The organism is Flavobacterium sp. EDS (genome assembly GCF_020991525.1).
Lineage (GTDB): Bacteria > Bacteroidota > Bacteroidia > Flavobacteriales > Flavobacteriaceae > Flavobacterium.
This window is the reverse complement of record NZ_JAJMOZ010000005.1, coordinates 242,797-256,325: the sequence shown is the minus strand read 5'-3', so window position 1 is coordinate 256,325 and position 13,529 is coordinate 242,797. Positions and strand designations below refer to the sequence as shown.

Genomic DNA, 13,529 nt, shown 5'->3' with positions numbered 1-13,529 from the left:
TTGAAGAAAGGGTGTAATTGACCTTTTTTTTGTTTTAAATGGGTATAAATATTACTATTATTGGTTGATACTATTTTCCTTTTAAGACACTTTCATAGCGATTTTTTAATCCATCAAGATAAGGAGCCTTAATTTCTGTAGCGATCTCTACGGCTTTTTTTAAAGCTGCTACGGCGTTATTCTTCTTTCCGTTTTGTTCGAGCATATCACCATATTTTAAAAAAGCAATTGGCGAGTTGGGATGCAACTCTGAATTGCTCTTTAAGATAGATTCGGCAATAAAAGGTTTTGTTTTTGTGTATTGAAAAGTCAAGGCAACGATATCATCCTCTTTGTATAAATCTGACTCTGCTAAATTTTTTACAGCATTAAAAATTTGCTGATCCATTTTAGCCAAATCAGTTTCGTTAACAGGTTTTGTTTGTTGATTAATTGTAGCTTGTAGTTCTAGATAAAGTTTTTTTGATTCAGCAGCCTTTCTATTTCTATAGTCAAAAGCAGTTTTTTGAGCCAACTCTACAGCTTTATCATAAGCCATATCGGGAGTTGTTTTATATTCTGGAATTACACCGACACCTTCCCAGTTTGTCTTTGTTATTGGGTTTATTCCTGTTCCGTTAGGAACAAATATTTCTAACCGATTGTTAATATCGAAAACCTCCCCAGGATTAGCTCCGCCGCCAGTTGTTTCACCAATTATTGTTGCTCTTTTCTGGGTTTGCATATTGTAACTAAACTCTTCAGCTCCTGAAAAAGTTTTTGGACTAGTAATAATAAACAAGGGAACATCAATCATCTTCTTGCCATTTACCTTTTTTACCCAAAATTCCTCGGTATAATTATCTTTCCTAAAATATAAAGTGTTTAGTAATATAGGATCTTTGAAAAAATAACTGCAAAAATATTGAACAGTTTTTGGGCTCCCACCGCCATTGGATCTTAAATCAATAATAATTGCATCGGCATTTTCTAGTAAGTGCATGTAAGAATCAATTGTTTGGTCTGTCTCGTGTATGAAATTATTATATTTAATATATCCGACATTACTATCAATCAGTTTGACTTCTCTAAAACCATTTGCGCGTTTGCGATTGTCGGTATAATTATGTAGATAAATTTCATAAGAATCTTTATCTACCTCTTTTTTCTCATCAACAGGAGGGATAAATTTAGGCCAGATTCCAAGATGCTTGTCATTATTAATAAATCGAACTTCTTTTGTTAATGCTACGGCGAAAGAATCTAATAAATCATATTTTTTGAATTTCCCTTCTTTATAGGCATTTTTTAAATGGTTCCCAATTAATTTGGCTTTATCAGGAAATATGTAATTTTCTTGTAATAAAGAATCTATTTTTAAAACGGTTTCTTTTTTGAATTTCTCCGTTATTGTTTTCTGTTGACCGCTTACACTTACTGCAATAGTAAAGGATAGGATTAGAAAAAAAACAAACTTATTTTTTGAAGATTTAAGTGGTTTATTCATAATTACTAGGTTTGGTTGATAACGTTTTTTTATTTCTGCTTTGATGATTGAAATCCATCAGTCTCGAGATAATAAAAGACGAAGAATTTATACATGCTAATATATAATTTTATTGTAAACCATTTATAAGTAATAAGTTACTCTGTTTTTTTTGTAGAATTGAAGTTGTAATAATGAAAATGGCTTTTTTTATGAATGATGAATCAGCGGGAAGTATTGATTTATCTTGTAATGTAACAAGTTAAATATTTCAAAAGAGAAAGGAAATTTATAATTGCATCTTTTAAATTTGTTTAGCTCGGAATTATTTGAGGAATAAAAGTTGTCAAAAAAATAATAATTATTAGAAACAAAAATGAACATAAACAATAAAATAAAAGCGGTAACAAGATCAAATCCAAGTACCTTATCTGCACCAGTTGGCAATTATTCTCATGTTACGAAGATATCTGGTAATGCAGATATTTATACTTTTTCTGGACAAATAGGCACAAGTAAAGAAGGAGATTTACCTGAGAACTTTAACGAACAAGTCGCTAATACTTTTCAGAATATAAAAGCGGTGCTGGATAGTCAGGAATTAGTTGCAGATGATGTAATTAAAGTAAATATCTGGGCAACTCAAGAAATAGATTGGGATGCTTTTTATGCTGTGTGGAATGCTTTTTTTGGAGAAGTATATCCGTCAATGACTGTTGGATATATTTCGGCATTGGGATTGCCAGAGATTAAATTAGAAATTGAAATCTGGGCAGCAAAATAATTCAATACTCTTATTAAAATAAAAAACGAGATGAATGTCATCTCGTTTTTTATAAACTACTCAATTGTTTTCTCAATATAATCGGAGTTCAAAAGGTATAATGCTCCCATATATTTAATGTTAAATGATATTAAGTCGCCTACTTTATATTCTTTTTTAGATTTAGAGATATCAATTACCAACATATCCGAACTCGCATCGACAATGCTTATTTCGGGATCATCAGATTCTAAGTACTGAGGTTGCATATCGAGTAAACCAATATCTAGAATTGCCCGCAAAGAAGTTCCTCCAAAATCCTCGGTATCATTCATAGAAAAAGTATTTCCCGCTACATTTTCTCCTAATTCTCCAGTGGGAATGTCTGGTTTTTCGGTTATTTCGATAATCTCTGTATAAAGCTTGAAAACATCATTGTGCATGCCTTCAATAGTTTCTCCAGTAAATAAATCTTTTCCGAAGAATAATGCTTCACCAATTCTGAAATGGTTTACTTCCATTGGTCTTGCATTCTTAATGATTAAAGGCAATGCAACCGAAGTTCCGCCAGAAACCCACGGAATACTGATGTTAAATTTAGCTTCAATAAGTTGCTTGTATAAACTTAACTGAATCAGTTTATCTTGGGTAGGCATCACGCCACTTAAGCAATTAAGGTTGGTGCCAATACCACGGATTTCAATATTTGGAAGACTTAAAACCTGACCATAAAATTCAACTAAATCTTCGCCCATTACACCTTCACGTAAATCGCCCATTTCTATCATAATAATGATTTTATGGATTTTATTTTGCTTTTCGGCTTCCTGCGAAAGCAGTTGTATGGTATAAATTTCGGTGTTAAAACTAACATCAGCATATTTTACAATGCTTGCAATGCTTCGTTTTGCAGGAGGTTTAATGTAAACAGTTTGAATGTTTGGATCTAATGCTTTAATTTTTCTTAGGTTGCTAACTCGTGAATCATGAATTTCGGTAACTCCTAAAGCAATTATTTCTTTCAGGTATATTTTGTTTCCACATAAAAGCTTAGATACAACGCCCCATTTAATATTTTTTGAAATGAAAATGTTGTTGAGAAAAGTATAATTCTCCTCTAGTTTTTTACGGTATAATTTGATGAATGCCATTGCGTTCCTTTTCTTTTTTTTATTGAATTAATAGTTGGGGTTTATTTATTCAAACGCATCTCGAGGTATTTATTTGTAAAACCTAGTTTCTCGTATAAAAGCTTAGCAGGATTGTCGGGTTCTACGTGTAATGCGATATTGCCTTCGACGGTAGCAATTACTTTTTGCATTAATTTTTTTCCATAACCTTTTCCTCTTTGGGATTTATCAACTGCAATATATACCAGTATGTTCTCAGGAATATAGTCTTTCATTCCAGTATTGTTTAAGACGCAAGCTCCCACGATTTTATTTTCTTCCAAACCAAGTACAATTGTTCCTCCTTTAGCAGGGTTCATTGCATATGCAATAGCCTTAAGTATATCTTCAAGAGTGTCTCCATATTGTTCTAGGTGTGTATGAAGAAATTGAGCAATTATTTCACCAGTAAATGTTTTATCCTCTCCTTGTTCAGGAGTAATTATCTTGAATTCCATTTTGTTATTCTTTTTCGATTATTAGAGCCCAGTTATGAAATTTTTTCAAAGGCAAAAGATGCAATATGAATTGCAAATTGATACGGATTTTTTAGTCAGATTCCTGATAGGTAAAATTATATTTGATAAATGGCAAGTAAAATTTTTGACTAAAAATGTGATAGATATTTCGCAATTTAAGGAAAAATAACTGTAAAATAACTAAAAGAATCTGCTTATTTTGTTTTTGACAAATGAATAATAGGCTGGTTTTGTTAGTTTTTTAGTATAAAAAAAGAATTTTTATTAAAGGAATTATTGGGCGATACTATGAGTTATAGTGGTAAATGCCAATTGTTTTCGTTGTTAATAAAACAAAGAGAAATTTAAGTTTAAAAATTTAATGATTTTTTTATAAAATGGTATGTTCAACTTGTAGGTTAAATCCATATCCAACGTATTCAATTTCTTTTTCGCGAAAGTATTTTTTAAATATTTTCACTTCATTATTTATTGTTTTTATTTGTTCTTCAAGTTCCGATTTATCGAAATGCCAAATTTTGTTGCTATTCAGATTTATCCATTTTGTTTGACTTTCTGAATGAATAACTTTTATTGGATGTAACCAACCGCTGCATTTGGGAAGACCACAGCAACAAGAAAAAATAAAATATTCACCATCTGATTCTAAACTTTCTAATAATGCATCATAATCTATGATATCACTTTCACCATATGGTTTTTCACCATTAATAGTAATTTCAAGACTTCCACTCATCCAAATATCAAATTCTGTCTGATTTGCTACAACTATTAGCTCTATGTAAATTATATCGATGGGCATTTTCATTTTAGATGAATTAAAATTAAAATCGTAGTGTAGCTATTACAAGGAAAAAGGCTTGAATAGTTATCGGTTAAGGTATTATAAAATTGATTGAAGTAGAAATACAATCAGTGTGACTGTCAAATATAATGTAAAATGGAGTAATCTCAAATAGATTTAAAGACTTAGGATTACTGTTTAAAATAGTCAATATTTTTTTAGGGATGTAATATTTCAAAAGAGAAAGGGTATCAATTATGAAAGCTTTTGCTTATTTGTATTTTTTAATTATTTTTAAAAAAAATAAGACGAAACAAACCTTTGCTAATCTACCTAACTGGCAGATCTATACACGAAGTCTTGTTTCGCATATATGCTAGTTATGCGACATTTTACTAAAAATCGTGTGATAATAATAATTAAAAAAATATGAACATACATTTAAAAACTGAAAGATTAAAGATAAAACCAATTTCTATATTAAATATTGAAGATGTTTATAAGTTGCAATCATTAGAAGAAACTGCAAGATTTAATACATCGGGAATGCCAAAAAATAGTAACGAAACAAAAATTACTGTTGAAAATTGGATTCTCGAAAATGATAAAGAAAGCTCTAAACGATTTACGTTTTCAGTTGAATTAATCGATGGAAATGAATTTATCGGTTTGATTGGAATGAATTTAGGGAGAGAACATTATAAAAATGCAGAAGTTTGGTTTCAATATGATTATAAATTTTGGAATAAAGGATACGCAACAGAAAGTTTAAGAAAAATAATAGATTTTGGATTTGAAAACTTGAAACTGCATAGAATTGAAGCTGGTTGTGCAATTGAAAATATTGGTTCAATCAGTGTTCTAGAAAAAGTTGGTATGCTTAGAGAAGCACATACACGAAAATTATTACCTCTAAAATCTGGTTGGTCAGATAATTATGGATATGCAATTCTGTCCACTGATGAAAGAAAATAATGTAAAAAACGTCGCGTAACAGTAAAGGTTTCGTTGCGTGCGAAGCACCAACAATGAAACCTGTGTTGAACGGAACCGTTGAGATGCCGCAATTATGGGATTATCGATAAGTTATTGTTAGGATTTCAAGAGGATTTTACATCCTCTTTTTCTGTTACCATAATATTTGAATTTTAAGTATATTCATTATGTACAAAATAACAGTGAGTGCTACCGAAGGTTTAATTCAACAGTTGCTACAACTTTTAGCTCTATGTAAATTATATCGATGGGCATTTCCATTTTAGATGAATTAAAATTAAAATCGTAGTGTAGCTATTACAAGGAAAAAGGCTTGAATAGTTATTGGTTAAGGTATTATAAAATTGATTGATTGAAGTTGAAATACAATCAGTGTGGCTGTCAAATATAATGTAAAATGGAGTAATCTAAAATAGATTTATAGACTTTAGGAGTACTGTTTAAAATAGTCAATATTTTTTTTTGGATGTAATATTTCAAAAGATAAAGGGTATCAATTTTGACACCCTTTGTTCTTGTTTGAATAGTAAAAACTATTATTATATTTTATTATTTAATAACGCATTTTTTGTGTGAAATACGAATTGAAACTTAGATTAATATTGAAGAGGTACTGATTTTGTGCCTTTGTGGGTTGGGAATAATGGTAAGACTTCTTCCGCTAGTTCTTGTATAGTTTCTAAAGCTGGACGTTTGGTAAATTGTATTCCTAGAGCTGCATGATTAACTCCTATTGATTGCCACTCTTCTAGAAGCTGGATTAGTCCTTTTCTTCCAGTTTTAAGTATAAAACCGCCTCGAAGCGGTGTGCGAGGAAAATCAGGGTCATCTACTAAATCAATCCATTCATTTGTTACATGAGGGCGAAATACTCCACGAGGAATTATTTTCGAACGCCAGTTTTCAATCTTTGATTTCAACTGCATCACTCCCTCTGTCGTAGCTGTTGGTGTAGGGTAACTTAACCAACCATCGGCATGTTCTCCAATCCAATCCAACGATTGTTTGCTAGATCCGGTAACCAATAATGGAATCATATCGTTTACAGGCTTAGGTAGTAATTGAGCATTTTGTTTGATTAGTCCAAGAGTAGATTGTATAGCCTGATTTTGTTTGGATGATATTAGAGAGCGAAACATAGAAACAGTTTCTCTAAAACGTTCGCCACTGGTATTAATATCAATACCATAAGCAGGGTATTCTACAGGTCGATCCCCAGACGCAACGCCAAGTACTAAACGCCCTCCTGATAATTGATCAATTGTTGTAGCGGCTTTTGCTAAGTCGACAGGATGCCTTAAAGGAAAAACCAAACTTCCTGTTGCTAATGTGATTTGTTTCGTTTTAGCAGCAAGATAAGCCAAATAGCTAAAGGTGTCAAAAACTTGGCCTGCATCACCAAAACTAGGATCAAATAAAGGAACGTCACGAGTCCATACAGCTGCAAAATTATGTTGATCTATTAAGGAAACTAAATCAGATTGCCCTTCTAATGCATTCATATTTCCTTCATAAAATCGCAGAGGAAGGAAAATACCAATAGTCAATTTATTTTCAGCAAACATGCGACTGTATCCAATGTGATTACTAAAATCTCTATTTAATTCTTCTTTCATAATGTAGATAATTTTTGTTTTTAATGGTATAATATTTAGACATAAGCTAGTAGGAAAATAGGCGAAGTAATTGCTTTATCTTTATTAGTCTTTTGTATGTAAAATACCAACTAACAATTGCTTATGTTTTTGGTGAGTTAATCAATCACAAAATAATTTACTTGCAGTGTCTTTATTTATAAAAAGACAAAATTATACATTAAAAACAGGTAGATATCCGTACATATCTGCATTAATTAGGTATATTTATGACATGAAAAAGAAAAATATTCATGCCCCTTATGAAATCCTTATTGAAAAAGTTGACGAATGTCCTTTGAGAGATGTTGTATTCAATTATTTTCAGATGGTTTATGTGGTTTCTGGAAATGGAAGACAGTGGGTTGATACTCATGTAACATCATACTCAGCGGGAGATATGTTTTTGCTTACACCAAATAACAAACACTCTTTTGATGTGGATACGACTACAGAATTCTTATTAATAAAATTCAATAACTTTTATATTCACGATAAAAAAATAGGTTTAGACAATATACAAAGGCTTGAATTCATTCTCAATAATGCGGAATTAAAAACAGGTTGTGTGCTTAATAACGAATCGGATAGGGAAGTAGTTAATACCATTACTGGAATAATGATGAATGAGATTGCGAATGATACTATTTATGGTAAAGATTTAATTCAACAATTAATGAACACACTAATTGTTCTTGTTGCTCGAAATATGGTTGTAGACCTACCAAAAGGAATCAAAGAAACTACAGATAATAAAATCACAAAAATATTGCAATACATTCAAACTAATATCTATAACCCCGATCAATTAAGAATAACCCTGATTAGTGAAAAATTTAATTTTTCAGAAACTTACTTAAGTCGTTATTTCAAAAAGCATACAGGTGAAACACTTCAGCAGTATATCACAAATTATCGAATGCAATTAATTGAAAAAAGATTATTACATAGTGATATGCGTATTGGCGAGATTGCTTTAGAATTGGGATTTTCAGATGAAACACATTTAAGTAAATTTTTCAAAAAGTCTAAAACTATGAATCCATCCCTCTTTAGAAAAAAAGGAAAAATGAAATAGTTAAGATGAATCTGTATTTTTTGATCTCATAATATATTTTGCAATAGCGTAAAGTCGGTATCGTGCTAAAACTTGGTAATGTTTGTTTTGAGATTGTATTTGTCAGAATGTTTTAATATATTGTTTAGTTGTTGTTTTAATTAATTGAAAAGATATTTGATAATGAATACTATAATTATACGCAGTGCTAGCCATAATGATATGGAAAAGCTTCTCTCTTTTGAACAAGAATTAATTAATGCTGAAAGGTCATTTGATCCAACATTAAACAAATCAGGTGTCAAATATTACGATATTGATAAAATGATGAGTTCACTAGATATAGAACTACTTGTTGCAGAATTAGATGGTGAAGTTATTGGTTCAGGTTATGCAAGGTTAGACAATGCAAAGCCCTATTTTAAATATGCACAATATGGTTACTTAGGATTTATGTACGTTGATCCTAAATTCCGTGGCAGAGGTATTGTACATAAAATAATTGAAAGACTTACTGAATGGACTATTTCAAAAGAAATCACTGAACTTCGCTTAGAAGTATATCAAACAAATGAATCTGCAATAAAAGCATATGAAAAATTAGGTTTTACAAGTCATTACATTCAGATGAGAAAGGAAGTATAATAATTTAATCCGGATTTAAGGGTTGTGAGTTTTGAAGCGCACTTATTTGTAAATTAAATATTACAAATAAGTGCGTTTTTAATTTATATTTAAATACTTTTACTTTTATAAATAATAGGGATTATGTTAGTTAAAGTATACGGAAGTGCAGTTTTTGGAGTAGAAGCCACAACTATTACTGTTGAGGTAAATATGGATCCGGGTATTGGGTATCATTTAGTAGGTTTACCAGATAGTGCAATCAAAGAAAGCTGTTTCAGAATTGCAGCTGCACTAAAAAATAACGGGTACAAAATGCCTGGCAAAAAAATAACTATAAATATGGCGCCAGCCGATTTGCGAAAAGAAGGCTCCGCTTATGATCTAACTTTGGCAATTGGCATTTTAGTGGCTTCAGATCAAATAAAAGCACCCGAACTAGATGAGTATGTCATTATGGGAGAACTTTCGCTTGACGGAAGCCTACAGCCCATTCGAGGCGCTTTGCCAATTGCTATAAAAGCTAAAGAAGAAGGGTATAAAGGATTTTTTCTGCCAAAGCAAAATGTAAAAGAAGCTGCAATTGTAGCTGGTTTAGATGTGTATGGAGTCGAGAATGTACAGGAAGTAATAGACTTTTTAGAAGGAAAAGGAACTCTGGAAACTACAGTTATAGATACAAGGGCAGAGTTTTATAAAACGTTAGATTTTCCCGAATTCGATTTCTCGGATGTAAGAGGGCAGGAAAGCATCAAACGCTGTATGGAAATTGCTGCAGCTGGTGGACATAATATAATCTTGGTTGGACCTCCGGGAGCAGGAAAAACAATGCTAGCCAAACGATTACCAAGTATTTTGCCACCAATGACATTAAAAGAAGCATTAGAAACGACTAAAATTCATAGTGTTGCAGGAAAACTAAAAGAAGTAGGCTTAATGAATCAAAGGCCTTTTCGTTCACCGCATCACACTATTTCGAATGTTGCATTAGTAGGAGGAGGGAGCTATCCGCAACCAGGAGAAATTTCGATGGCGCATAATGGAGTTTTATTCTTAGATGAATTACCGGAGTTTAAAAGAGAAGTTCTCGAAGTAATGCGACAACCTCTAGAAGATCGTGAAGTAACAATCTCGAGAGCAAAGTTCACCGTTACCTATCCGTCCTCTTTTATGCTAGTAGCAAGTATGAACCCAAGTCCAAGCGGATTTTTTAATGACCCCGATGCACCACAAAAATCTTCTCCACACGAAATGCAACGGTATCTAAGCAAGATTTCGGGACCATTATTAGACCGAATTGATATTCATATAGAAGTTACACCAGTTCCTTTTGAAAAATTAGCGGATGATAATAAAGCCGAAAGTAGTGTGCATATTCGAGAACGTGTTACGGCTGGGCGCGAAATTCAAGCTAAAAGATTTGAAACATTCGAGAATATAAATTACAACGCTCAAATGAACACGAAGCAAATCAGGGAGTTTTGTGCACTCGATGAACAATCAAAATTATTATTAAAAACAGCAATGGAACGACTTAATCTTTCGGCTAGAGCGTACGACAGAATTTTAAATGATAAAATTTTTAATGTATAGCGCATTTTAAGAGAAGATTATATTAAACTTAATTTAGCAAAGTTGCTTATAATGAAGGTTTTACTTTTTTGTATTCCTGTTCTTTAAAAAATCATTCATATTCGTGTTCAAGTAGATTTTATATTTTCCTGAACTCAGTATTTTATGCAACTTATAATTTTCTTCATAGAGATTTGAAATTGGACGAGAGTAAAACGTTAAATCTTTTCCAAGCCCCATATTTTTATTATCTAGATAATAAAATTGATCAAGTGCATCAAGCATATTTACTATGTGTCCTAATAATTCTGTTTCAATTGATGAATTGAGAGTCATAACATCGCTAAGCAAACGATTTATTTTGTTTGTTTTGTAGATTAGATATTCTCGCCAATTTGAAAATATATTTATTTGAAACTCTACAACAGGTGAGTTAGGATTTATTTTTTCACATGCCAGTTTTACCATTTCTTCCGTTATATCTAAATTCTTTTTATCTATGTCTAATCTTTCAGAGAGCCAAGACAATTCATTAAAAACTGTCACCAATTTATTATGAATAAATTTATTGGTTTTAACATTTCTATTTTCTTTAGGTATATGTTGATTAATTAAAAAGAAAATTGATGTTGCAACTATTGAATAACAAATTTTTAAATATATATCACCAATAACATAAAAGGAGTGATAAGGAGCATTATAATTTTTAAATACAATTTCTATGAGAAGAACAGAGGATAATGAAATTAAGAAAATAAATTTTATTTCTTTTCTTACTGATTTAAGTTTATGTATAAAGTTTATTGATTTTCTTTTTTTTTTCATTTGTTCTTAGAAGTTTATTTTTATTCACAGCCACTAGGGTTTAGCCTTTATAGCTGTTTTTTATCAAAATATTGTTTTTGGCTAAGATAAAATTTTCATGCGAAACTTTAATATGAATTTACAATATAACTAGCAATGATATTATTAACGATGATAGGGCTAATTATAAGTTGACAGGGTTAATTTTGACAATTCTAAGATATGCATTGATTTCATCTTCAATCCTATCTTGTAAATTATTTACAATCATCTTAAAAAGTTTTAGTGCATCCTTGTCTTTTATTTCAAAGTCCATTGACCATGCTTGTTCATACACCGAATTTAAAATAAAGTCGTTTAAAATAGCTTTACAATGTTGAAGGTGAAAATTTAAAATATCATTTTCAATTACATCGTGTGGGTAAAAATGTTGGTCTAGTACGGGACGTGAGAATAAATCTACTTTGAAATATTCAATGAAATTATCATAATCTAAGCCCTTAAAATTATCCATATTTTAAATTTTTAGGATTATAAATATAACGATTTAATGATTATAGTCACGATAATAATTCTCATCCAAAAACATGTACTCAAAGAGTAGTTTGTTTTTAAGTGATTTTAAGCCGTTTTAAGCCGTTTAAACAAACAAGACTTGTTGTATACGCAAAACAAGGTATATGATGCTTAAAAATACTTTAAATAAAGAATTAAGAAGGCTTTTGTGAACTTTACTCAATGTGATTCAAAAAAACCGCTTAGTTGGATTTTCTAAAAATTTCCGTTTGTGATGTGACAAATACAAATGGAGTTGAGGTTTTATATTTTTCATCTAATAAACAGGCTTACATCACATCTTTAGAAATCTCATTTATTACATAACTTAATATAAATAACTCTTTAATAAAACACTTATAAATACCTTGTTTAAACTAACCTGTTTTTTTTTTTTTTGGCTTTGTTTCTATCTACTGAGTGGAGTGTAGAGATAGTGTTGATTATCAGGTAGTTACAAAGCAGGTGTTTTTTGTTGTTTTTACAGTTAATATTGTAGTTAAATTTTGCACACACACACACTTATTAAGAGATGATTTTTTTGATTAATAATATTTCTAAGCAGTGGCTTTATGAAGTTATACTATTAAAAGAACCACTTTGAAACTACTGAGATGATAAATGACTTATGTGAAGGATCATAATTTAAGATTTATAGAGACAAAACGTTAAATAAAGTGTTCTGCTTCAATTCACCAATAAGACCAATACTCCAGTATATGTGTTTTTAATGTTAATCATTGGTAATCATTAGTTAAGCTTTTTTAAAAGTACAGAGCGATTATGTGGGACAAATCAAACTTACTTAGTGTGTGTGTCATTTTTGAGCTATAGTTTAAAATTAATATGATTTTTTACTAAGTTTAAACGTATTCATTAGGATTGTGTTGTATCAAAAACTACTAGTCTATTTTTGATAGTATTGAAATAAAAAAAAACTATATTTGTACTATAAAAATAAAGACGACATGATTACAACGGCAAAATATATTAGAATTTCTACTAGTGGACAAAATGAGTCTAGGCAGAAGGATTCTTCAACACTCGAATATTTTGATGTCATTTCAGGTATAGTTCCATTTACAGAAAGACCGCAAGCAAAAAGATTACTAGAAGATGTTAGAAGCGGTGCGATTAAAACCATTATAGTTCATTCAGTTGACAGATTAGGTAGAAATGCTTATGATATTCAATCTACTATGGAATTGCTAAATAAAGAAGATGTGAATTTGATTGTTGAGAACCTTGGGTTACATTCAAGGATCGACGACAAGCCAAATCCCATTTTTAAAATGATATGTGATTTACTTGCAAACGTATCGCAAATTGAAAGAGAATCTATCAAAGAGCGTATATCAGAAGGTATTGCAATAGCAAAGATTAAAGGAAAGTATAAAGGGAGAGTTAAAGGTATTACAGAGACAAACGAGGATTTCTTAAGTAAATACAAAGGGGAAATTAAATACATTAAAAATGAATCTTTCTCATTAAGTCAATTGAAAAAAATGACAAATCTTTCTATAAATACAATTAGGAAAATAAAGACAATGATTTAAAATACCATAAAAAAAGGTTAATCATAATAGATTAACCTTTTGGTGTGTCGTCTTTTCAGGCGTATGTGCTT

At 30.7% G+C, this 13,529-nt stretch carries 12 protein-coding genes and 1 pseudogene; 6 read left to right on the top strand and 7 right to left on the bottom strand.

Annotated elements, in window-relative coordinates:
* Positions 1-70: 70 nt before the first annotated feature.
* The gene (locus tag LPB87_RS10100; RefSeq protein ID WP_230727815.1) at positions 71-1,486 is read right to left on the bottom strand and encodes a S41 family peptidase; all 1,416 of its coding nucleotides are present in this window, start codon (positions 1,484-1,486) and stop codon (positions 71-73) included.
* 355 nt (positions 1,487-1,841) lie between these two features.
* Between LPB87_RS10100 and LPB87_RS10095 the strand changes: the two genes are divergently transcribed.
* Positions 1,842-2,249 (top strand): RidA family protein, encoded by a 408-nt coding sequence (locus LPB87_RS10095; RefSeq protein ID WP_129539298.1) that lies wholly within the window; start codon positions 1,842-1,844, stop codon positions 2,247-2,249.
* Positions 2,250-2,305: 56 nt separating this feature from the next.
* Here the strand turns inward: LPB87_RS10095 and LPB87_RS10090 are convergent, their stop codons facing one another.
* The 3 genes from LPB87_RS10090 to LPB87_RS10080 all read right to left on the bottom strand — a co-directional run bounded on the left by LPB87_RS10090 (position 2,306) and on the right by LPB87_RS10080 (position 4,684).
* Positions 2,306-3,379, bottom strand: a complete 1,074-nt coding sequence (locus tag LPB87_RS10090; protein WP_230727814.1) for an alanine/ornithine racemase family PLP-dependent enzyme — start codon at positions 3,377-3,379, stop codon at positions 2,306-2,308.
* Positions 3,380-3,420: 41 nt separating this feature from the next.
* Entirely contained in the window at positions 3,421-3,855 is a 435-nt protein-coding gene (locus LPB87_RS10085) for a GNAT family N-acetyltransferase (RefSeq protein ID WP_230727813.1), read from the bottom strand.
* A gap of 391 nt (positions 3,856-4,246) precedes the next feature.
* The gene (locus tag LPB87_RS10080) at positions 4,247-4,684 is read right to left on the bottom strand and encodes a hypothetical protein (RefSeq protein ID WP_230727812.1); all 438 of its coding nucleotides are present in this window, start codon (positions 4,682-4,684) and stop codon (positions 4,247-4,249) included.
* Between the two features lie 405 nt (positions 4,685-5,089).
* Between LPB87_RS10080 and LPB87_RS10075 the strand changes: the two genes are divergently transcribed.
* Complete coding sequence (locus LPB87_RS10075) at positions 5,090-5,635, top strand: GNAT family N-acetyltransferase (RefSeq protein ID WP_129539294.1); 546 nt, start codon at positions 5,090-5,092, stop codon at positions 5,633-5,635.
* A gap of 617 nt (positions 5,636-6,252) precedes the next feature.
* Here the strand turns inward: LPB87_RS10075 and LPB87_RS10070 are convergent.
* The gene (locus LPB87_RS10070; RefSeq protein WP_230727811.1) at positions 6,253-7,272 is read right to left on the bottom strand and encodes an LLM class oxidoreductase; all 1,020 of its coding nucleotides are present in this window, start codon (positions 7,270-7,272) and stop codon (positions 6,253-6,255) included.
* Positions 7,273-7,438: 166 nt separating this feature from the next.
* Here LPB87_RS10070 and LPB87_RS10065 point away from each other — a divergent pair, with 166 nt between their 5' ends.
* From LPB87_RS10065 to LPB87_RS10055, 3 genes and pseudogenes are all read left to right on the top strand, one after another.
* Entirely contained in the window at positions 7,439-8,368 is a 930-nt protein-coding gene (locus LPB87_RS10065; RefSeq protein WP_230727810.1) for an AraC family transcriptional regulator, read from the top strand.
* Positions 8,369-8,530: 162 nt separating this feature from the next.
* Complete coding sequence (locus LPB87_RS10060; RefSeq protein ID WP_255673203.1) at positions 8,531-8,992, top strand: GNAT family N-acetyltransferase; 462 nt, start codon at positions 8,531-8,533, stop codon at positions 8,990-8,992.
* 123 nt (positions 8,993-9,115) lie between these two features.
* A pseudogene (locus LPB87_RS10055) lies at positions 9,116-10,540 on the top strand (YifB family Mg chelatase-like AAA ATPase); the annotation flags it as partial.
* Positions 10,541-10,624: 84 nt separating this feature from the next.
* Here LPB87_RS10055 and LPB87_RS10050 read toward each other — a convergent pair.
* Positions 10,625-11,368 (bottom strand): hypothetical protein, encoded by a 744-nt coding sequence (locus LPB87_RS10050; RefSeq protein WP_230727808.1) that lies wholly within the window; start codon positions 11,366-11,368, stop codon positions 10,625-10,627.
* A 163-nt stretch (positions 11,369-11,531) separates the two neighbouring features.
* Positions 11,532-11,861, bottom strand: a complete 330-nt coding sequence (locus LPB87_RS10045) for a hypothetical protein (RefSeq protein ID WP_230727807.1) — start codon at positions 11,859-11,861, stop codon at positions 11,532-11,534.
* Between the two features lie 1,009 nt (positions 11,862-12,870).
* On the opposite strand from LPB87_RS10045, the gene LPB87_RS10040 reads away from it, so the two are divergent.
* Positions 12,871-13,458: a recombinase family protein gene (locus LPB87_RS10040; protein ID WP_230727806.1), complete on the top strand. Its 588-nt coding sequence runs from the start codon at positions 12,871-12,873 to the stop codon at positions 13,456-13,458.
* Positions 13,459-13,529 lie beyond the last annotated feature (71 nt).